Source organism: Streptomyces sp. NPDC057271, from assembly GCF_042668715.1.
Lineage (GTDB): Bacteria > Actinomycetota > Actinomycetes > Streptomycetales > Streptomycetaceae > Streptomyces.
Window position 1 is genome coordinate 30,316 of the sequence record NZ_JBHUYJ010000057.1, and the last position, 20,266, is coordinate 50,581.

A 20,266-nucleotide genomic window follows, 5' to 3' on the forward strand; every position below is an offset into this window, starting at 1 on the left:
GTGGGTAGAAGAGACAGGCCCGGCCCGGACCGCTGTCCGGCGCTCGGGCGCGTTCGCCCGCGTGCCGGACGGCGGTCGGGCGGTTCGCCCGCGCCGGAGCGGAACGCGGGATGAGTTCGCGGTACGGCCGGGCCGGCGCCGCCCGCCCGGCGGGCGGGCGGCTCACCGCGTCCGGCGCGGGCGGGCGTCAGGGGCGCGCGTTGAGTTCCGCGATGATCGAGGCGGGCGTGTGACCGCTGTCGTCCGACAGGCGGTGGAAGTCGACGGAGACGAAGTTCGGGTCGCGGCCACCGGCCGCGGGCCGGCACTGTTCGGTGATCCGGTTCCTCAGCTTGGCCCCGTTGTCGAGGGCCGCCGTGAGGACCGTGGGCACGTTGCGGTGGTGGCTCATCGTGAACAGCCGCCGGAATCCGGGCTCCTGACGGTCCAGCGGAACGTCGGACCAGCGGGTGACGCACGCGAGGTCGTTGCCCATGTCCCCGAGGCTCCAGTAGTTGCTGACCGTCCACGACCGGTCGTACATGACGCCCAGATGCTCACGGTCCGGGCGGTCGGAGAAGACCAGCAGCCGCTTTCCGGCCGTGACCAGGTCGGCCACCTTGGGCCAGCCCTGCTGACGCACGTTCCACGCGTCGGGCCGGAACAGCAGCTCTGACAGCCCCCGGACCCTGCTCAGGGAGTTCCGCAACTGGTCGGCGCTGACGTAGTCCTCCAGGAAGACGGTCACGACCTCCTGGGGGTGGGCGGCGAGGAAGTCCACCACGGTCTGCATCGTGCCGTGGAAGGACTGCCGGGGCAGGGCGTAGGTGACTCCGGCGAAGGTCTTGCATTCGCCGTGGCACAGATACACGTCGCTGGGGTAGCAGTCGCTGCCGAAGCTGATGACGCAGAGCCAGGTGCTGCGCTCGTACCAGTGCGTGTCCAGGCTCAGACCGCGGACGCCGTTGTCGAGCTGGGCGCGTACGGACTCGGACTGGTTCACCGAACTCCACCGGGAGTCCTCGTAGTTGGTGAACGCGTTGTGGGTGGTCAGGAAGGCGACCTCGTCGAGCCGGCGGTCGCCCCAGCGTGCGGCGGCCGACGCGGCCCCGGTGGCCGGCGCGGCCCCGGCGGAGGGGGCGCCCGCCGGGACCGAGTGGGCCGAGGGGGCCGTGGCGGTCGAGGGGGCCGAGGGGTTCGAAGGGGCCGAGGCGGTCGCGAGGGTCGGGGTGCCCAGAAGGGTCAACAGGAGGAGGAGCACGAAGGAACAGCGCCCGGTTCTTCGCCGGGGCGCGGTGTGGGCGGCCCACCGGCCGGGTGTCGGTGCGATGATCCGGAAGCGCGCACGCGCTCCCATCCGTTGCATGCCCATGTCAATCATGGCCGGAGGGTAGCGTGAAGGCCGTGAACTAGCCCTCCTTCGGACCAATACGGCCGATATCCGAGGTGCGGCGAACCGCGAGCGGCGGAGGCGTGCCGAGCCGTCCCGTTCGGGTCAGACCGTGCCGCGTGTGCTCGCCCGGCCCAACCACGCGTCGAGGACGGCGAAATCGGCGTCCGTGAGGCCCTGTCGTGGATCCACTCGATGGAGCAGCGCACGACCTTGGTGGTGTGCGGCGACCCACGCACGATCGCGGTCGGTGATCTCGTCGTCGACCCAGACGAACGGGCGCCCCGCAGCCCGGTGGACCAGAGCACGGGTCTTCCAGTGCAGACCGTTCCGTTCGTCCCGCTCGTCCTCCGCCGACGGCTCCGGCCAGTCCACGACGGGCAGCCGGGGCAGACTCAGACGGGGCGCGACGGAGTCGTTCGCATCGTCCATCCAGGTCGTGGCCCACACCAGCACGCACGGCAGCGCCGCCAGCCGGGGCCCGTGCGAGGGATCGATCCTGGCCAGAAGCGGGTTCGCGCCGCTCTCCCGCGGCGCGGCGCCGTCCTCGTACACCGGATGCTCCTGCGGCGGCCCGCCGAAGGGGATGAGGGGTCCGTCGACGTCGAGGAAGAGCAGGGGATGCCGTGAGCCGGTCACCACACCACCGTATCCCTCTCGCCGCGGACGCCTCGGATGGCGGAGCCGCCGGGCCGGCCACGGTGAGCCCTCACGTGCCCGGCGTCGCGCCGGTGCTCTGCCCGTCCCTCCGCTCCCCGGGATCGCCGGTGATCCGCTCCAGGTCCGTCACCAGCGCGTCCAGCCACGACACGGCCGCGTAGAACTGCCACGGCGCGCCCGGCGGTTCGGCCGAGAAGTCGTCGAAGGTCCGGGCGCGCAGCGGCACCGTGGTGTCCGGGGTGTCCCCGCTCGGATCCAGGCGGGCGGAGACCAGGAGCATGCCCGCCGCCACCCGGTCGCCGATCCGGGTGACCGCCTCGGTCGGACCCCGTTCCAGGGGCGGTACGACGACCGGTTCGGGCGGTACGAGCATCCGGTCGGCGCCCCACAGCGTGTGGTGGCCTGCCATGAGCGCGGCCTGCCAGTCGTACCGCCCCGACGGCACCCCCAACCCCTTCGGCTCGCTCTGGTACTGCGCGTACGCCGACTCCGCCATGATCAGCGCGTGTCGCAGCGACCTGTGCCCCGGAGCGGTCAGCAGCGGCACGCGTGTCCCGCCCGACGCGACCTGGGCCGTCGTGTCCACCGCCGTCTCCGCGGCGTGGCGCAGCAGGGTCGCCACCGCGCGCCGGAGCTCGTCATGGGCGCCCCGGGGCCAGGCGAGCAGCCCGAACACGGCGCCGATGGCGCTGCCGGCCAGCACGTCCAGGAGCCGGAACTCCGCGAGCTGCCAGGTCGCGGGCGCCAGCTGCGCGAAGACCAGGGCGATGACGACCGTGAACATCGCCTGCGACCAGCCCACACCCTTCACCGGGCCCACGGTGAAGGTGACCAGCATCAGCGGGGGCAGCGCGGCCGCGTACACCTCGATGTCCGTCCCGACGAGCGCCAGCAGCGTGGCGGCCACGAGCGCCCCGACGAGGGTCCCGATGAGCGCCACCCGCACCGTGGACTTCGTCTCCCGAGCCGTCGTACGGGTGAGGGTGAGCGTGGCGAGGAGCAGCCAGAAGCCGTGCGGGAGCGTGTCGAGGCCGGCGATCGCCCGCGCTGCCGCGAGCGCCAGGCTGATGCGCACGGCGTTCTGGAAGAACACGGACCGCTGTCCCAGATGCCCCGTCAGCCGCCGCCACCACAACTCCGGCGCCCGCATGTGCGCGTACCAGAACCGCCCCGGCGCCGCTGTCGCCGCGGCCGCCCGACCCCGCACGGCGATGTCCGCGGCGGTGGACATCGCCAGTGCGGCGTCCGCCACCTCCAGCGCCGCCGCATGGCGACGCAGCACCGCAGGCACGGTGCCCCCGTCCGGCGGTCCCGCCATCAGCGCCTGCCGCACCCGCCACAGCTCGGCGTGCGCGGCCGTGCCCGCCTGCCGACCACGCAGACGGGCGGCGGTCTCCCGTGAGCTGTCCCGTACGGCACGCAGCACGTCGAGCCCGGCCCCCGGCGACGCGGGGCCGTCGGCCGGCGGCGGCAGCAACGCCAGCCGCGCCAGCAGCGTCCGCGCCGCCAGCCCGGTATGGGCAAGCGCCCGCTCCCGTACGCCCGGCCCTGCCGGCCGATCGGCCTCCGGAACCTGCGAGGGCCGCAGGTTCTCGCTCAGCGGCCGCGCCGCGCGCACGGTCGCGTCGGGGAGCGTGTACGGGGGCGAGGACAGCGTGTCGGCGAAGCGCTCCGCGCAGTCGGCGGCGAGGGCGGAGCGCTCCCGGTACGGAACGGCCGCCGGATGATCGGGCAGCAGGAACGCCTCGGCGAGGATCAGCAGGGCGAGACCCACCGTCGCGCCCACCAGGCGTTCGCCGAGCGAACCGGGGTCGTAGGGCGGGAAGGACGGCAGGATGTACATCAGCTGCAGCCCCGGCGCGGCGCCGGCCGGCCGGGGGCCGCCCACGGCGACGAAGGCCAGCACGAAGCCGATGACCAGCATCCCGACGACCGCGCTCCACGTCCGTACGGAGAGGTACGTGCCGATCGTGATCAGGACCCAGCAGGCGGGCACCACCGGGAACAGAACCCTCGCCCGCTGCCGCCCGGTGCCGGGGATGTGCGACAGACCGGCCATCGAGACGGCGGCGAAGAGCGCGTACGTGGCGGAGACGGCGGAGTCGAAGCCGTACAGGAACAGGTAGAAGCCGGCGCTCGCGGCGAGCGTGACCCGCACCGACCGCCGCGCCATCGCCTCGTAGGCGGCCGGCAGACGCAGCTTGGGAACTCCGCCCATTCCACCAGCATCACCCGCCCCGGCACGCCCGGCACGCCCGGCACGCCCGGCACGCCCGGCACGCCGGCCGCGTCCCGCGGCCACTCGTGCACCTTCTACCGCCGCCGCCGTGGGGCCGGGAGCGGTCGCCTAACATGCCGGATCATGGCGATGTTCGTGCACGTGACGTCCGCGGCGAACGCGCCGCGCATCAGACGGTCGGGAATCCGGGCGGCGAGCCACGGACAGGGCGACGCGCGCGGTGTCTACTGCTTCCCGGTGCTGCCCTCCTACACGCTCACCCACCAGTGGCTCCGTGAGCTGGCCCGCTTCGGCAGCCGGGGCGGCCTGGTGGCCGTCCACGTACGTCTGGACGACGACGAGGACGTACGGGTCGGGCGCTACGCCGACCGGGCGCGCAACGCCCAGTCCACCGTCCCCGCGGCCCAGGCGGTGCGGAGGATCGCGGCACTGGACGATCCGCGTGGGTGGGAGGTGTTCGTACCCCGGGCGATCCGGCCGCGCGAGGTGCACCGCATTGACACCGCGCCGCAGGTGGCGGGCTGGCGGTACCAGCCGGACGCGCACGGCACGCGCCCCTGCACCTGCTTCGGCTGCCGGGTCCGCGGAGGGTACGGTGCGCGGCGGCTGCGCGAACGGATCCCGCACCCGCTGGACGGCCCACCGCCACCGGTCCGCGTGTTGCTCGCCAGGGTCGCGGCGGCGGGGGACCCGGGAGACCCGGCCGTACTGCGGGAGGCACTCCACTGGTTCGGCATGCGCCGCCGGGGCCCGCTCGACCGACTGACCCACCTCGCCGCCCACCCCGACCCCGGGGTGCGGGAAGACCTGGTGTGGGCGGTCGCCCGTTGGTCCACGCCGGGGGTCGACGACCTCCTGAACGCCCTTGCGGACGACGCGCGGGACGAGGTCCGGGAGGCGGTGGAGGCGGCGCGGGAGCCGGAGTGAGCACGGCGGGCGCGTTCGTCGCCCAAAGGCCCCCCGGGAACGGGACGGTGTTCCCGGGGGCCCTCGCCGTGGCTCCCTCGACGGCCCGGGAGTGCTCCAGGTGCCTGGTGAGGCCGGCGGTGGCCGACGTCCGCGCAGCCGCTCGCGGACCTCGCTCGGCGCGGTGACGATCAGGGAGCGGATCTGGTCGGTGTTCCGGGTGCGGGACGTGACCGGTCGAATGGCCGGCGGTAGCCGTCGGGCGTGGCAGGGAACGCCTCGGTGGCGGTGGCGCTGGCGCCGAGGGAGTCGATCACGGCGGCCTGGTGGGCGTCGGTGGGGGTGCGACGCCGCCGACGACCGCTGTCTTGTCTGCCTTCCCGGTAGGTGCTGCCCTTCCGTGCGACGCGTGAGGGATGGCGCGCGCCGGTCGGGCAGCAGGCCACGACCGTGATGGGACCTTTGGCCGGGAGCCTGTGAGGTCACAGGCTCCCGGCCGGCGGCATGCGTGGCGGCACCGCTCGTCAGGCCGACGTTTCAAGCCCAAGGACAGCCGGAGCGTCGGTCAGGCGGAGGGTCACACCTCCCAGCGGTGCCATCCACCTCCTCACTGTCAGGCGGTGTGCAGCGTCAGACCGTACCGGCCGAGGATCTCGTTGACCGGCTGGAACCACGTCTGGCCCCCCGACGAGCAGTTGCCCCACCCGCCGGACGTGACCCCCTGCGCCTGGTCCCCGCTGATGAAGGCACCGCCGGAATCTCCGCCCTCGGCACAGACGCTGGTCTTGGTCATCTGGTGGACGGCGCCCTGGCTGTAGTTCACCGTCTCGTTCATCGCCAGGACGGTGCCGCAGTGCCACCGCGTCGTGGAACCCGAGCGGCAGATCGACGAGCCCACCGGCGCCACCGCGGAGCCGCGCACGAGCCGGTCCGGGACGGTGCCCCAGCCGAGTACGACGGGCACGGTCCACCAGCCGCTGTGGATGCTCACGTACGCGTAGTCGTTGCCGGGGAAGGACGAGCCCTGGAAGGTCCCCATCGCGGAGCCGTCCCAGCCGCGCACCGCGGCGCCGGCCCGTCCGCAGTGGCCGGCCGTCACGAATCCGCCGTACACCGAGAAGCCGATGGAACACCGGACGTTACCGGTGTAGTACGGGTCGCCGCCGACGGTGCCGGCGGCGTACGTGCGCGGAGCCTCGGCCGTCTCGGCCACGGTGACGGGGGCGCTCGCGCGGGCCCGCTCGACGAAGGCGCGAACGGCGGGTGCGGAACGCTCGGACCGCACGACGGTGACGACCACGCTGTTGGCCCGGGGGTCGACATGCCAGCCGGCGACGCCTTCCGGGGCGGCGAGCGCGTCCAGCCGGGACTTCGCCCCGTCCAGCGCGGCGGCGCTGTGCCGAACCTGCCGGGTCTCGGCGCCGAGCGCGCGTACCTCGGCCTCCTCGGACCGGTCGGTCAGCGCGACGACGAGCCGGCCGGCCGCCGGGTCGAACCAGGATCCGCCGTAGTCGGGGCCCGCCGCCTGGCGGGCGTCCTCCTCGACACCCGCCGCGGCCTTCTCGGCCCGGAGCCGCTCCTCGGCCTGCTCGGCCGTCAGGCCGAGGTCCCGCCGCATGGCGTCCAGGAGCCCGGCGGAGGCGGAAGGGGGCACGGGGGGTGGAGCGGCCTGGGCCGGCGGTGCGTGGGTGGCGCCTAAACCGACGGTGATCAGCAGGGCCGCGACGGCGGCGGGCAGGGGCCAGGTGGTGCGTTTCACGAAGCCTCCAGAGGTGGGGGAGCCGAACGCATGAGAGCGCTCTCAGAATGCTTCCGGAGGTCACGCTAACGGGGATGGGTTGTCAGGTCCATACCAGGAGGCGTCGATCTGTCGACGAGCCGTCGGCGAGGGCGCTCGTCGGGACGTGGTCAGCGCTCAGCGTCTCGAAACCCTGCGGGAGCGGCGGCGCGGCAGCTCGACCGGGCGCCGTGCAAAGGGAGTTCGGGGCGGGATCCGGCCGCGACGGAGCGACGAGGGGGCTGCCGTCACGCTGTGCGGGCGGGGGCACCGGGACGGCGCCGGTGACATCGAGCGTGAACGCGCGCCCACACTCCTTCGAAGACGACGAACTGGGCACGGGGCGCGCGGGCGCGCCCCGTCGCGCTCATGGCCCGACGGCGCGGCCGCCCCTCGCACCGAGCATGCGATCGGTCACCAGGTCGTGGGCACTCCGTCGTTCACGTCGGGCGGCGTGGAGGGGCCGCCGCCCAGGACGGCGATGAGGATCAGCCCCACGAGGGCGATGACGACCAGGACGACCGCTACCACGAGACGCCTGCGATGCCGCGGCGCGCGGACCTCGCCGGGCGGTGTGGGCTGCCCGGGGAACTGGTTGTTCAGCGCGTCCACCAAGGCCACGAGTGCCGGATCGTCGCGACTGAGGTCATGCTCGATCTCGGCAAGTATGCGCTGGTCATCCGCGGGGTGACTCATGGCGACCGCCTCAATACCGCTCCGGGTCCCCGGGAGCGAGTGGTTCGCCTCCGTTCGCCCGACCCCTCAAGTATTCCCGCTCGGCCGCAGGCTGTCCTGATCGCGCGCGCAGGACGCTCCCGACCGACAGTTCGCCAGGGCGTCAACGGGGGCTGGGGAGTCGCCACCCTGTGTCGACCCCTTCGGACCGCGACCCGTCGTACCCCTCGTGACCCGTCGCACCGCTCGTGGCTGTGCCGCTCGCGCGCGTCGTGCCGTGTGCCGCCGACAGCGGCTCGGCGGGGTCCTCCAGGGACGTGCCCGGCCGTGTCGAACAGCCTGCCGAGCAGGAGGGGGCCGAGGAACTCTCCGGCGGCGGGGCATCTCCGGAGCCGGGATCAGGAGCCGGGTCGGAGAACGGTGAAGAGGTGGTCGGGTACGCCGTCGAGAACGAAACCGTTGTCGAGGCGGACACGGACCGTCACACGGTCCTTCTGTCTCAGGTGCGCCTGCCACGCCGGTTCCAACGAGGCGATCCGCTCCTCGAGTTGCCCGCGGCTGCCGGGCGGCATCTGGTGGCCGAAGTCGTCGAGGAGCGAGGTGAGCCGAATGTACTCGCGGACCTCGTGACTCTGCTCGTTCGCGTACGAGTCGATCCGCTCGACGGTGCCCTCGACCCCTGCCGCGAGGGCCAGCGAACCGGCGACGGCGACCGCGCTCGTCGGCGAATCAGCGCTCGTCGGCGAATCCGCGCTCGCCGGCGAATCAGCGCCCGCTCCGAATTCCTGGACCGAGACCGGTGACCCGCTCAGCCTCAGCTCGGCCGCCAGTCGTACCCGGCGTCCCTCATGCAGCGTCATGGATCCTTCATCGCTCCTGGTCGGTCGAGCCGCGACGCCGTGCACCGGAGGCGGCCGGGATCCTGCCATTAGGCCATACCCCGCGGCGAGCGCGCGCACCGCCCCGGGGCCCGCGGCTGATCCAGTACGGTTCCCCCGTGGAGGATCGGTGCCAGAGCGTCGGTGCCCGTGCCCAGGTGGGCGGTGAGCGGCCTGCCGGGTGCGACTCCGTGACGGCCGAGGGCGCCGCGCCTGAGACGACCGTGTTCGCGTGCGCCGCCTGCGGCGCTGCTCTGACGGGGCCATTGAAGCGCCTCCCGTCGGTGCCCGATGCTCCCGCCTACGAGTGGTGGGAGGCGGAGCAGACGGGGCCGTCGCCGGCCACGGTGCCGCTGGGCTGCTACGCGATCGAGACGGAGCCGTACGGCCCGCCCCTCGTTGTCGCCGAGGCGCCCGGCCCTGTGATGCCACGCCATGGAACCCGCCACGACATCGACGGGCAGCCGCTGGTCTCCCTGGGACCGCGAGGCAACATCGTCGTGAACCCGGACGACTCCCGGGGCCTGACGACGAGCCACGCCTCTGCCGCATGCTGCGGGGCGACTCCCGACGGGGGACTGAACCAGCTCTGTGCCTGCGGAACACTGGTCGCGACCCTGTGTTCCGACTGCTGCCTGCCGTACGAGCTGCACCTCTCACCCGACCACGTCCGGGCCGTCCGCTCAAGGATCGAGAGCCCGCGGTCGCCGTTCGCCGCCACGGAGACGCCTGGGGGCGGGCGGTAGGGTCCGGGGTATGACCGAGTTGTACGGCGTCTCCGTCGTTCTGCGTGCCGCCGTTGCCGAGGACGTTCCCGCCCTCGCGGCCATCCGTGCCACGCCGGAGGTACGGGAGCGATGGCGTGGCGACGAGGACCTGGCGGCCGAGGTCGCCTCCGACCTGGAGGACCCCGACGTCCGGTGCCTGACCATCCGTCACCGGGGGCGGATCGTCGGGATGATCCAGTGGTACTCCGAGGACGAGCCGGACTACCGGCACGCCGGGATCGACCTCTTTCTCGACCCGGCGGTGCACGGCGCCGGCCTGGGTACCGACGCCGTGCGCACCCTCGCCGCGTACCTCGTCGACGCCCAGGGCTACCACCGGCTCGTGATCGATCCGGCGGCCGACAACGCGGCGGCGATCCGCTGCTACGCGAAGGTCGGCTTCCGCGAGGTCGGGGTGATGCGCCGGTACGAGCGCGGTGCGGACGGAACCTGGCACGACGGCCTGCTGATGGACCTGCTGGCGGACGAACTGGTGCGCTGACGCCGTAGGGCGTCGTCCGCTCCCGTGCGGAGACCCGCCGGGTCTTCGGCAGCACGAGCCCGCGGGCACCGCCGTCACCACGAACCGCCCCCGGGAAGGGGGCCCGCCACCCCGGAGGTGTCGTCACGGAGGTCCCGTCCGGAAGATCGTGACTCTCTCGGCTCGCCTCGGCGCCGGGGACTACTGTCGCGAGCATGGTCGCTCACGATTCCCTCACTGCCACCCGCGACGCCTACGACGCCGCCGCTCCCACCTACGCGCGGCTGTTCCGCGACTCGCTGGCCGACGCTCCCCTGGACCGCGCCATGCTGGGTGCCTTCGCGGAGGTCGTACGGGAGAGTGGAGACGGTCAGGTCGCGGACCTGGGATGCGGGCCCGGCCACGTCACCGCCTACCTGTCCGAGCTGGGGCTGAACGCCTTCGGTGTGGACGCCTCTCCCGCGATGGTCACGTGGGCTCGACAGGCCTGCCCGGACCTGCGGTTCGACGTGGGCTCCATGGCCGCTCTGGACATCGCCGACGGCGGGCTGGGCGGCGTACTCTCGCGCTGGTCGATCATCCACACTCCGCCGGTGGAACTCCCGGTCATCCTCCGTGAGTTCCACCGTGTGCTGGCGCCCGGGGGACACCTTCTGATCGGCTTCTGGGCAGGTGACGACCCGTCTCGGCCGTCCGAGGTCTTCGACCACGCGGTCGTACCGGCCTACCGGTGGTGGCCGGACCACCTCGCCGCGCTGCTGCGCGAGGCCGGGCTGGCGGAGGCGGCCCGGATGGTCCGCGAACCCAAGCCCACCGACCGACGGCAGTTCCGGGAGGTCCACCTCCTCGCCCGCAAGTCCTAGGCAGGCCAGGCAGTGCAGGCCGGCCAGGCAGGCCAGGCAGTGCGGGCAGAGAGGGAGGCACCTCGCCCGAAAGCGCTGGACAGCTCTGCGCCCGCTCGGTGAGCATCTCCGCGATGAACAACGGACCTCTCCCGCCTGCCAAGCGCGTCCGCTTCGTCGAGCTCAGCGCCACGGCGCTGCGCGCGCTTGCCGACGGTGACCTGGCGGCCGGCAGTGCCGAGGCCGGTGTCCCTCTCGACGGCTACGTCGTCGGCGAACGCGCCCGCCGGATATTCGGCCACCGGGCCGATCAGGTCGCCAAGGACCCCTCCGCCGCGCCCTGGATCACCCGGGCCGCGGTCTCCGAGCCGGACGGCACCGTCGTCGGCGACGCCGGATTCCACGGGCCGCCTGACGAGGCCGGTGTCGTCGAGGTGGGCTACACCGTGGCGCCCCAGTACCGCCGTCAGGGCTATGCCCGCGCCATGGTGAGGGCGCTGCTCGCCCGGGCGGCCGCCGAACCCGGTGTCAGGACCGTGCGGGCCACCGTCCGGTCCGACAACAGTGCCTCCCTGGCCACCGTCGCGGGCTTCGGCTTCACCCGCGTCTGCGAGCGGGGGAACGAGCACGACGGGCTCGATCTCGTCTTCGAGCTTCCGGTCGAGGTGATTCGGCCGGAGTAGCCGTACGACGGACGCGGGTGACGTCGGAAGGGCCGTACGGTTGGCACGAGTTGTGCGGCTGAGATCCGTGCGGCCTGTCCGTGTCCTGGCCCGGTGGGACCGATATCTCCTCGACACCCTCTCCGCCCTGCGGCACACTTCCCGCGATGACCCGACGAACCGATACGCCTCCCGCCTGGGACGAGCGCACGCAGCTGGCCACCTTCCTCGACTACGCCCGTGACACGGCGCGCGCCATATGCGAGGGGGTGTCCGCGGAAGACGCCCGCAAGGCCCCCCTGCCGAGTTCGCCGCTGATGACGATCTGCGGACTGATCAACCATCTGCGGTGGGTCGAGCACTACTGGTTCCACACGGTGTTCCTCGGCGAGGAACTCATGGGGCCGCTGACGGAGGCGACCGACGACGACCCCGATCCCGAGATGCGGGTCGCGGTGGACATCCCGTTGGAGCAGCTCCTCGCCGAGTACGAGGAGCAGAGCGCCCGGTACCGCGATCTGGTCGCCGAGCACGACCTGAACACGATGGCCAAGCGTCCCATCAGGGACGGCCGTCATGTCGACCTCCGCTGGGTGATCCTCCACCTCGTAGAGGAGACCTCCCGCCACAACGGCCATCTCGACATCGTGCGTGAACTCCTCGACGGACGGACCGGCGTCTAGCGGCGGCCGGACCGGACACGCCGGACCGGCGTCTAGCGGCGGCCGGACCGGACACGCCGGACCCGACACGCCGTGATCGAGGCGGCGGCGCTCCGCCGGGGGCGACCCGATCGGCCTCGACGCGCAGCCCGGTGCATGATGTGCACCAGCAGCGGTCGAGTTCCTGTCTGGAGGCCGAAAGAGTGAATGGTGGCAACGGGAGACGGCGCCTGACCATCCGCGCCTCAGCCGGACAGGGCACCGCGGTGCACCGTTCGGACGGCGCGCGCGGGCGGCCGGGCAGTCGGACCGGGGGCGCGGTCCCCCTCGACCGTCTCACCACGCGCGGTCGGCTCGCCTGGCTGAATTCCGCCGGGTCCAGGATCGGTACCACCCTGGACCTGGAGCGCACCGCCCAGGAGCTCGCCGAGTTCACCGTGCCCGGCTTCGCCGACGGGGCCGCCGTCGACATCCTGGAGAGTGTCCTGCGGGGCGAGGAGGGCTCGCGGTGGACGGGCACGGGCGTCCCGCTCATGCGGGCCACCGCGCTGTCCGCCGTCGAGTCGCTGTCCTCCCTGGAACCCACCCCGGTGGGCGAGACCTTCGTCCGGACCGAGGAGGCCCACGAGACGCTGCTCCACGAGTACTGCCTGCGCCAAGGCAGGCCGGTGCTGGTGAGCCGGATGAGGGACGCCGACTTCGTCAAGGTCGCACCGACGGCGAGCGCCGCCGCGAAGATGCGCGCCGCGGGAGTGCACAGCTATCTCGCGGTGCCCCTGATCGCCCGCGGGCTGCTGCTCGGCAGCGCGGACTTCGTACGCGGCCCCGGAACGCGGCCGTTCTCCTCCACGGACCTCGCACTCGCGGAGCAGCTGGCCTCGCAGGCCGCCGTCTACATCGACAACGCCCGGCTGTACGGGCGCGAGCGCGAGCACGTCGTCTCGTTGCAGCGCACGCTGCTGCCGCGCGCGACCCCCGTGACGCCGGGGCTGCGCGTCCACGCCGAGTACGCCCCCTCGACGGCCCACCACGGGGTCGGCGGCGACTGGTACGACGTCATGGCCCTGCCCGGGGGGCGTACGGCCCTCATGGTCGGCGACGTCATGGGCCATGGGCTGCCCGCCGCCGCCACCATGGGGCGCCTGCGGGCGGTCGCCCGCACGCTGATGACCCTCGACATGGCCCCGGAACGCGTGCTGGCCCGGCTCGACCTCGCCACGCGTGACCTGGAGGACGAACAGGTCGCCACGTTCCTCTGCGCGGTCTTCGATCCGGCGGACGCCACGTACACCCTCGCCAGCGCAGGGCATCTGCCACCGCTGCTCCTCGACGGACAGGGCTCTGCCGCGTTCGTGGACGTGCCGATCGGCGCACCGCTCGGCGCGGGAGTGATCCCGTACGACCCGATCGTCCTGGAGGTCCCGGTGGGCGGTCAGCTGGTCATGTACACGGACGGCTTCGTCAAGACCCGTCAGGCGGACCTGGACCATCAGCTGGAGCGCCTGCGGGCGGCGGCCCGCGCCCTGACGCCCGAGGCTCTCGAGGGGGGCGGACTGATGGAGTGTGCTCCCGCCGACGCCGCCCGGTTCGACGAGGCCGTGATCCTCGTCGCGACCACCGCCGCCCGCACCCCGGCCGACCTGCGTGAGTGGCAGCTGCCGCGGGAGGGGCGCGCCGCCTCCGTCGCCCGGGGCCTGGTCACGGACCAGCTCGCCGCCTGGGAACTGACGGAGCTCGCCGATGCCTGCGAACTCGTCGTCTCCGAGCTCGTGGGCAACGCCCTGCGCTACGGCAACGGCCCCGGCCGGCTCCGGCTCCTGCGCGGCGAACGCCTCGTCGTGGAGGTCTCGGACACGGGCCCGGACCTGCCCCAGATCCAGCACGCGGACCTCAGCGACGAGGGCGGCCGCGGGCTCCAGCTGATCAACATGCTCTGCCGACGGTGGGGCTCCTGCCGCACCGTGACCGGCAAGGTCGTCTGGGCGGAGCAGAACCTGCCCTCCTAGAACGGCACGGGCCCCTCCACCGAGTACGGGAGAGGGACCCGCGCCCGTCCCGGTCCACAGCTCCTTCCCCCGGATGTCGCGGTACGGGATGACGGGGCCCGCGCCCGCGTTCGTTTGCCGCCGGCCTTCACCGGCCGACGTGCCTGGCGGCGGTGTCATTGGCGCCGCGTAGCGTGTGGTTGTCGATCAGCACCACGGGGAGACGGGCGCACATGGGCACGCGTGTCGAGAAGAACGGCTACACAGCAGAGCTGACGGACGATCTGGAGGTCGTCTACCGCAACCCCCGGGGGCGGAAGCTGAAGGAGTATCCCGGCGCCATCGCGGGGGCTCCGGGGCTCCGCTCGCTGCACGCGGCACGGAAGCATCTGAGGAAGCAGCGCGAGGAGTGCCGTCTGCGGGCACAGGAGTGGGCGCAGGGCGGGGCGAGCGCGCCGCGTGCGCTGGCCGACGCCGACCCGCTGTGGCGGGAGGCGCTGGAGGCCGAGCAGGTCGACCTCACCGACGAGCCGGGCGAAGGCGGCCTGTGGGCCCGCACGTACGCCGGTTTCGACGGCCGCACGCTGACCCAGCTGCTCCCCGAGCAGCTCATCCCGTACCGCGACCGCCTGATGCGCGAGGAGCACTGGGAGCCGGACGCGTTCTTCTCCACCGGCATACCGGATCCGTCCGACGGCGCGCTGCCCTTTCCCGAGCGGATCATCGCCGCCCACCCGGGCCGTGAGGAGCTGGCGACCGAGAAGGTCATCGCCCTGCAGGGACACACGCACGATTGGCGATACGTCTTCAAGGCGGAGATCGACAGCGTCCTTCACGGAGTGGAGGCGTCGGCTCCCGACCTGCTGATCACGCTTCTCGACGAGATGGCCGACCTCGCCCTGCGACAGAGTGAACCGGCGATGGCCGCGGCCTGGTTCGGGCGGGCCCGCGCCGCCGAGCGCGTGCAGGCGCGCAAGGTCGACGGGGAGTGGCTGCTGGGCCGCTACCTCGCGTTCGCCGACGGCGATGCCCTCTCGGCCACGGTCCTGCGCGCCTGGGCCCGCGACCTGGCGGTCAAGGGGGTGGCGACCAGGGCGGACGTCGACCGCTTCCGTACGGTGGCGATCCGGCGGCTCCGGGCGTCGTCCGAGGTGTACCCGCAGTTGGCAGCCGACGTCCGCAAGATCGCCAAGGCCGCCGGCCTGGAGCCCGAGGGGGAACTGGCCACGCTGCTCGGGGAGATCCTCGCCGCAGGCGCTCTCTCGCTGACCGACGACAGGTTCTGGACCGACTGCCTCAAGGGCTCGGCCATGGACCTCCTGGGTGAACACGCCGCCACGGCCGTCCAGCAGGTGCTGAAGCTGAGCCCGAGGTCCTTCGGTGACAGCGCCACGCTGTGGCGGGAGTTGCTGGAGCGCACCGGGGCGCTGGCGCAGCTCACCGGTGAGGTCGAGGGCCTGCCCGACGGCGAGGCCGCTGCCTGGCTGGCCCGGTGTGTCCGGACGAACAGCAGCCAGAGGGACCCCTGGCCCGTCATGTACGAGATCGCGGAGAGGATCGCGCCGCGGCTGGCGGCCGACGGTGTCCCCGTGAAGTTCCGCTATCGGCAGGTCGGTGAACGAGGCGACGGAAGGACACCTCTCGACCTGATCGACCTCCTGCTGGAGCTCGGCGCGCCGGTCGCGGACCCGCCGGAGCTCCTCGGCCCCACGCCGCTGTACGCCCTCGTGTTCGGCCGCCGGCCGAAACTGGAGCACCTGCAGGCGGACGCGCGCTTCGCACGCGCGCTGCGCGCACGGGTGCGCGCCGATCTGGAGATGACGACCAAGGACCTGGCCTCGAACAGCTGGTACCAGCCGCACGAGACCAAGGGCTGGCAGGAGATCCCCGCGCTGTTCGACAACCCGGTCGGGCACGAGGAGATCCGTGCCTGGTGCGACCGTGAGCGGGCGAAGCTGCGCGCGGGGGTCGACTTCGAGGAGCTGGTCCTCCTCCTCGGCCGTTTCGTCCACGTGGGCGTGGCGGTGGAGCTGCTCCTCAAGGACGCTAACGCCGCGGCGGAGTTCGCGGCGGTGGACGTCATGACGCTGCTGATGGCCGAGCTGCCGGACACCGTCTCGCGCGCTCAGGTGGAGGAGGTGCTCGGCACGCTCCAGCCCTACGGAGTCGAGCGGGAGGGCGTCCGGGGTCCCGCTCGCGGACCGGTCATGGAAGCGCTGCCGCAGCTGGGCGAGCCGGCGACCAGCCTGGCCGCCCGCTCCGTCGTCATGGCCGTCAACTGCCGCGCCGGTCTCGATCGGCTCGTCCGCCGCCTCACCCCCGGCGAGGACGACGCCAGGCCGGCCCCCGATGCCGGTCGTGAAGAGCCCTTCACCTGGATAGCCCGCCGGATGATGCGGCTCGCGACGCAGGGGACGGGCGTCTGGGGCGGCGATCTCGCACAGGCGGACACCGCGTTCGACGTCGCCTTCCGCTACGACGTCTTCCTGGCGACGCACGCCTTCGCCGCGCCCCTCGCCCTGTGCGCCGTCTCCTCGAGGCCTCGCGGCTCGGCCGCGCAGGCGCTGCTGACGTACGCCGCCCACCCCGTCGCCTCCGGTGAGCCGGGGAGGTGGCGACTCGTCCGCTGCGAGGCTCCAGAGGACCGCGCCGACGTCCACGCACCGGCCCACCGGAAGGTCTACCGGACGGCGACCTCCGTCTCCTTCGTAGTGGCCAGCGGGGGGACCGATCCCCGGCGGACGCTGTGGGAGTACGCACCCGACGGCTCCTTCGCCGAGGACGGCCCGCTGGCGTCCGCGGGAGTCAAGCTGACGCGCGCGGATGTACTGGAGCCGGTGCGCCCGGCCGGCTGGTTCGCGCGATTCGCCGAGCTGTACCGGGAGCAGGGCCCGGCTCCGGCCCGCCCGGACCTCGCCCAGGCCTTCGCCGAGCGGCTGGGGCTCACTCCGGTGGAGGCCACCGTGCTGCTGACGGCGCACGTCCGCTGCACGCCGCACCAACTGGACATGGAGGGCAACTACCTCTCCCGTCACAGCTCCTCCGACCTGGAGCCCTGGAAGGTCCGGCGGGCGGAGGCGGACCAGGCGGCGGACGGGCTGCTGTCCGAGCTCGGCCCCCGGTTCGTTGCCACGCTCTACGACAAGCTCCTGCCCGACGACCCCGAGAAGCTGTGGACCACGGGGCCCGACGTGGACCGCGCCGCCGCATGGTGGCGCGAGGAGCTGGGCAGCCCTCTGCCCGTCCCCACCGCGCTGCTGCCCCTCGCGGCCAAGGAGACGCTCCTGCCCAGGGGGGAGGCGGCCCTGCCCCGGGAGTCGCTCCGGGGCAACCCCGCGTGGTGGCCCAACCTGCGGCTGCCCGCCCTGTTCGGCCGCCTCGCCCTGGGGGACCGGTGTCTCGACCACCACAGGGCCGGCCTGGCGGGCGCACCCCAGCTGTCGGCCCTGCCCAGATTCGCCGCCTGGATCGCCTACCGCACCCCGGCCGGCGATCCGCTGCGCTCCGCGGTCGGCGCGGCGATCACCCGGCTGTGCGAGGAAGGGGCCTCGGTCTCCGGTCCCCTCCGGCTCTTCTCCCTGCAGAGCAACCACCTGATGGGCGCCCCTCCGTCCACCGACGCGCTCACCGCTCATCCGGCGGTGACCGAAGTGGCCGACACGGCGCACGACATGCGTCACCTGTGTGTGAACCCCGCCGCGCTCAAGGGGTCCGACGATCCTCTGCTGGAGACCTTGGAGGCGTACCTCGACTCCGTACTGCCCTCCCAGTGGCTGCCCAGCCCTTCCGGGCTGCCCGCCCTCGCGGACCTGCGGCTCCTGCTGAGCGACGACTTCGCCGCGCTCGGCGAGCACCTCGCCACCGACGGCGAGCGGAGCCCGGGCTGGGAGCAGGACCCCACGCGCTCCGTGCCGCATCTGGTCGAGGAGTGCGCCCAGGCGTTCGGACTGAGCGAGGACGCCGCCGCGCTCCACCTCATGCTGCTCGCCCTGCCGGATCCGACGGACCGCAACGTCAAGGCGTGGACCGGGTGGAAGCCTGCCCGTTTCAAGACGGCCGAGGCCGAACTCGGCGCGTCGGGCCGTGTGTTGCGCGCCACCAGGCCGCGAGCGGGTCGTTCCCTCTTCCTGCCGGGAGCGTGGCAGGAGCGCAAGCCCCCACGTCTCCCGATCGAGGTGGCCAAGCTCGGCCTGTTGCCGCTGGCCAGGGAGTACCGCTCGACGACACACCTGGCTGCGGTGCCCTCCGCCCCGTTGCCCACGCTGTTCACCCGGGCATGGGAGGGCCGTACGAACTGACCTGACGGCATGACGTGTTCGGTGGGGGCGGGACTACCGGCCCGCCCCCACCGCGACGGCGTACGTACACCCTTCCGTGAGCTTGTCATGCGCACGCGCCGGAGTTCCGGTCCGACTCGCTGTGCAGACCGACGCGCACCGCCTGTGGAGGATCACCCTTCGGATGGAGTGAGACGGTTGTACCCCCTGGGCGGGGGCGTCACCGGGAAGTGGTGTCCTGCGCGTTGCCGTCGGCCGCCGGGTGGGCCTTGGCGAGGGTGCAGACACCGTCCACGCACTGACGTTCCAGCCGGCCCCGGGAGATGGTCTGCGCCAGGCCGACCATCCAGCACGTGGGGCAGCCGCGGAAGGCGATCAGCGCCAACGGCGCCGCCAGCAGGGAGGCCGGGCCGACGTAGGGCACCAGGGCGATCGAGCCGATGATCAGCCCGAAGCCGATGACGCCGCGCGCCAGGTGGCGCGGGACGGACGTGCTGGCGAAGTCCCTCCCGGGAGGGACGGTGGTCTCGGTGGTCTCGGTGGTCTCGGTGGTCAAGGGGGTCAAGGGGGTCAAGGGGGTCAGGGTGTTCACGGTGACGACGACTCTCCTCGGACTGGTCCGTCGATGGCATGATCGGTTGTTTCCAGCGAGTGGCGCAGGGCGGCACGCGCTCGGTGCAGCCGCGACTTCATCGCCGCGTTGCTCAGACCCAGCGCATGGGCGACGGCCCTGCCGGGCAGGCCCTGGACGTCCCGCATGACCAGGACCTGTCGCTGGTCACGGGGCAGGGTCCCGACCGCGGCCGCCAGCCGCTCCACCTCCAGCCTGCGCAGGGCCGCCTCCTCGGCCGAAGGCTCCGGGGAGGCGTCCGGTTCCGCCGAGACCCCGTCGCTCCGCGGGACGAACAGCCGTACCTGCCGCAGGCATTCGTTGCGCACGATCCGGAACATCCACGAGGCGAGCGCGCCGGTGGCCCGCAAGGTGCCGATCTTCCGGTAGAGGATGATCAGCGCCTCCTGCGCCGCGTCCTCCGCGTCCTGCGGTGAGGCGCAGAGCGCTCTGGCGAACTTGCGCACATGCGGCTGCGATTCCATGACGACGGTGGTGAGCGAGGTGACGTCGCCGTCCTGAGCGGCCCTGATCAGCCGCTCGTCCGGCCAGGAGAAGCGTGGGTTCATGGTGCTCGTCTCCGGAAAGGCTCGTGGACAGGGGCTGGTCAGCTTCGGCTCTTGTAACGGCGCATCAGGTGCCAACTGCACGCGCCCACGAGCAGGACTCCGATCACGACGAGGCCCGTAACCATCATTGGTGCTTCCTCCCTCTTCTGCCGGCGTGTTCGGCCGGTACGCAGACAGGAGGCGGGAAGACCCCGAGAGGATTCACCTCCGGCCGAAGTATTTCCCGCACCCCCTGTGCCTGGCCCGCGTCCCTCCCACCCTGCGCGGACGTAGACTTCAGCACTGATCTCATGCGACCCGCCTGCCGGCCGACCCGGTCCTCGCCCGCCGACAACAGGAGCTGACCCATGACCACACCGCGCGACATACTGTTCACCGCCCTGGACGCGGCACCCGGTCGCACGGTGGACCGGGGCGAGCTGTCCCTAGGGCTCGCGGGCGCCGAGCTGATCGATCTGATCACCGCCCGGGCCGTCGAGCTGGACGGCGATCACATCGTGCCGGCCGACGAGCGCGTACCCGACGACGCGCTGTTGCAGGCCGCCGCGTCGGCGCTGGTACGGGAGGAGCCGTACGAGACGGTGGAAGACTGGCTGTGGCGGCGGGGCCGCGACCTGGCCGCGGCCTATCTGACGGCGCTGGAGGCGGAGGGGCTGCTCACACGGCAGCGCAGCCGCTGGACTCCGTTCCGGGCGGAGGGCGAACCTGAGCTCCTCGATTCCCCGGCGCGCAGTGGTGCGACCGACCGGCTGACGGCGCGGGAGCCCGTGCTCACCGCTCTCGCGACGGCCGTCGGAGTCCACGACGAGTCCGCCGTGGACTCCGCAGACCTCCCGGACGGAGTGGAGGCGGTGGTCGCCGCGGTCGGCGAGGCGGAGTTGGAGCTGGCTGCCGCACGGCAGCGCAG

At 72.8% G+C, this 20,266-nt stretch carries 17 protein-coding genes; 9 read left to right on the forward strand and 8 right to left on the reverse strand.

Annotation, left to right across the window (positions count from 1 at the left end):
* Window positions 1–187: 187 nt before the first annotated feature.
* The 3 genes from ACFUJR_RS24330 to ACFUJR_RS24340 form a co-directional block, all read right to left on the reverse strand.
* The gene (locus ACFUJR_RS24330; RefSeq protein ID WP_383169415.1) at window positions 188–1,360 is read right to left on the reverse strand and encodes a PI-PLC domain-containing protein; all 1,173 of its coding nucleotides are present in this window, start codon (window positions 1,358–1,360) and stop codon (window positions 188–190) included.
* A 114-nt stretch (window positions 1,361–1,474) separates the two neighbouring features.
* On the reverse strand, window positions 1,475–2,008 hold the full coding sequence (locus ACFUJR_RS24335) for an HAD domain-containing protein (RefSeq protein WP_383169413.1): 534 nt from the start codon (window positions 2,006–2,008) through the stop codon (window positions 1,475–1,477).
* 70 nt (window positions 2,009–2,078) lie between these two features.
* The gene (locus tag ACFUJR_RS24340; RefSeq protein ID WP_383169411.1) at window positions 2,079–4,247 is read right to left on the reverse strand and encodes an FUSC family protein; all 2,169 of its coding nucleotides are present in this window, start codon (window positions 4,245–4,247) and stop codon (window positions 2,079–2,081) included.
* 144 nt (window positions 4,248–4,391) lie between these two features.
* Here ACFUJR_RS24340 and ACFUJR_RS24345 point away from each other — a divergent pair, with 144 nt between their 5' ends.
* A complete protein-coding gene (locus ACFUJR_RS24345) occupies window positions 4,392–5,195 on the forward strand; it encodes a HEAT repeat domain-containing protein (protein ID WP_383169409.1) in 804 nt (267 codons plus the stop codon).
* A 592-nt stretch (window positions 5,196–5,787) separates the two neighbouring features.
* On the opposite strand, the gene ACFUJR_RS24350 is transcribed toward ACFUJR_RS24345, so the two are convergent.
* The 3 genes from ACFUJR_RS24350 to ACFUJR_RS24360 form a co-directional block, all read right to left on the reverse strand.
* Window positions 5,788–6,933: a trypsin-like serine protease gene (locus tag ACFUJR_RS24350; RefSeq protein WP_383169407.1), complete on the reverse strand. Its 1,146-nt coding sequence runs from the start codon at window positions 6,931–6,933 to the stop codon at window positions 5,788–5,790.
* 432 nt (window positions 6,934–7,365) lie between these two features.
* On the reverse strand, window positions 7,366–7,647 hold the full coding sequence (locus ACFUJR_RS24355) for a DUF3040 domain-containing protein (RefSeq protein ID WP_383169405.1): 282 nt from the start codon (window positions 7,645–7,647) through the stop codon (window positions 7,366–7,368).
* A 377-nt stretch (window positions 7,648–8,024) separates the two neighbouring features.
* Window positions 8,025–8,486: a hypothetical protein gene (locus tag ACFUJR_RS24360; protein ID WP_383169403.1), complete on the reverse strand. Its 462-nt coding sequence runs from the start codon at window positions 8,484–8,486 to the stop codon at window positions 8,025–8,027.
* 302 nt (window positions 8,487–8,788) lie between these two features.
* Here ACFUJR_RS24360 and ACFUJR_RS24365 point away from each other — a divergent pair, with 302 nt between their 5' ends.
* From ACFUJR_RS24365 to ACFUJR_RS24395, 7 genes are all read left to right on the forward strand, one after another.
* Window positions 8,789–9,250 (forward strand): hypothetical protein, encoded by a 462-nt coding sequence (locus tag ACFUJR_RS24365; RefSeq protein ID WP_383169401.1) that lies wholly within the window; start codon window positions 8,789–8,791, stop codon window positions 9,248–9,250.
* 10 nt (window positions 9,251–9,260) lie between these two features.
* Window positions 9,261–9,773: a GNAT family N-acetyltransferase gene (locus ACFUJR_RS24370; RefSeq protein WP_383169399.1), complete on the forward strand. Its 513-nt coding sequence runs from the start codon at window positions 9,261–9,263 to the stop codon at window positions 9,771–9,773.
* A 194-nt stretch (window positions 9,774–9,967) separates the two neighbouring features.
* On the forward strand, window positions 9,968–10,615 hold the full coding sequence (locus tag ACFUJR_RS24375; RefSeq protein ID WP_383169397.1) for a class I SAM-dependent methyltransferase: 648 nt from the start codon (window positions 9,968–9,970) through the stop codon (window positions 10,613–10,615).
* A 113-nt stretch (window positions 10,616–10,728) separates the two neighbouring features.
* Complete coding sequence (locus ACFUJR_RS24380; protein WP_383169396.1) at window positions 10,729–11,277, forward strand: GNAT family N-acetyltransferase; 549 nt, start codon at window positions 10,729–10,731, stop codon at window positions 11,275–11,277.
* A 146-nt stretch (window positions 11,278–11,423) separates the two neighbouring features.
* A complete protein-coding gene (locus ACFUJR_RS24385) occupies window positions 11,424–11,939 on the forward strand; it encodes a DinB family protein (RefSeq protein ID WP_383169394.1) in 516 nt (171 codons plus the stop codon).
* Between the two features lie 182 nt (window positions 11,940–12,121).
* Complete coding sequence (locus tag ACFUJR_RS24390) at window positions 12,122–13,924, forward strand: SpoIIE family protein phosphatase (protein ID WP_383169392.1); 1,803 nt, start codon at window positions 12,122–12,124, stop codon at window positions 13,922–13,924.
* A gap of 212 nt (window positions 13,925–14,136) precedes the next feature.
* Window positions 14,137–18,201: a hypothetical protein gene (locus tag ACFUJR_RS24395; RefSeq protein ID WP_383169390.1), complete on the forward strand. Its 4,065-nt coding sequence runs from the start codon at window positions 14,137–14,139 to the stop codon at window positions 18,199–18,201.
* A gap of 199 nt (window positions 18,202–18,400) precedes the next feature.
* On the opposite strand, the gene ACFUJR_RS24400 is transcribed toward ACFUJR_RS24395, so the two are convergent.
* Both ACFUJR_RS24400 and ACFUJR_RS24405 read right to left on the reverse strand, forming a co-directional pair.
* Window positions 18,401–18,745, reverse strand: coding sequence for a hypothetical protein (locus tag ACFUJR_RS24400; protein WP_383169425.1), 345 nt, complete (start codon window positions 18,743–18,745; stop codon window positions 18,401–18,403).
* Between the two features lie 23 nt (window positions 18,746–18,768).
* A complete protein-coding gene (locus ACFUJR_RS24405) occupies window positions 18,769–19,359 on the reverse strand; it encodes an RNA polymerase sigma factor (RefSeq protein ID WP_383169388.1) in 591 nt (196 codons plus the stop codon).
* A 347-nt stretch (window positions 19,360–19,706) separates the two neighbouring features.
* On the opposite strand from ACFUJR_RS24405, the gene ACFUJR_RS24410 reads away from it, so the two are divergent.
* Window positions 19,707–20,266 (forward strand): GPP34 family phosphoprotein (locus ACFUJR_RS24410; RefSeq protein WP_383450717.1); only part of this gene is annotated, 560 nt, incomplete at its 3' end.

Coding starts and splice junctions, on each gene's coding strand:
- ACFUJR_RS24330 (WP_383169415.1), bottom strand. CDS start 1,360: ATGATTGACATGGGCATGCAACGGATGGGAGCGCGTGCGCGCTTCCGG.
- ACFUJR_RS24375 (WP_383169397.1), top strand. CDS start 9,968: ATGGTCGCTCACGATTCCCTCACTGCCACCCGCGACGCCTACGACGCC.
- ACFUJR_RS24360 (WP_383169403.1), bottom strand. CDS start 8,486: ATGACGCTGCATGAGGGACGCCGGGTACGACTGGCGGCCGAGCTGAGG.
- ACFUJR_RS24355 (WP_383169405.1), bottom strand. CDS start 7,647: ATGAGTCACCCCGCGGATGACCAGCGCATACTTGCCGAGATCGAGCAT.
- ACFUJR_RS24345 (WP_383169409.1), top strand. CDS start 4,392: ATGGCGATGTTCGTGCACGTGACGTCCGCGGCGAACGCGCCGCGCATC.
- ACFUJR_RS24405 (WP_383169388.1), bottom strand. CDS start 19,359: ATGAACCCACGCTTCTCCTGGCCGGACGAGCGGCTGATCAGGGCCGCT.
- ACFUJR_RS24340 (WP_383169411.1), bottom strand. CDS start 4,247: ATGGGCGGAGTTCCCAAGCTGCGTCTGCCGGCCGCCTACGAGGCGATG.
- ACFUJR_RS24395 (WP_383169390.1), top strand. CDS start 14,137: ATGGGCACGCGTGTCGAGAAGAACGGCTACACAGCAGAGCTGACGGAC.
- ACFUJR_RS24385 (WP_383169394.1), top strand. CDS start 11,424: ATGACCCGACGAACCGATACGCCTCCCGCCTGGGACGAGCGCACGCAG.
- ACFUJR_RS24370 (WP_383169399.1), top strand. CDS start 9,261: ATGACCGAGTTGTACGGCGTCTCCGTCGTTCTGCGTGCCGCCGTTGCC.
- ACFUJR_RS24380 (WP_383169396.1), top strand. CDS start 10,729: ATGAACAACGGACCTCTCCCGCCTGCCAAGCGCGTCCGCTTCGTCGAG.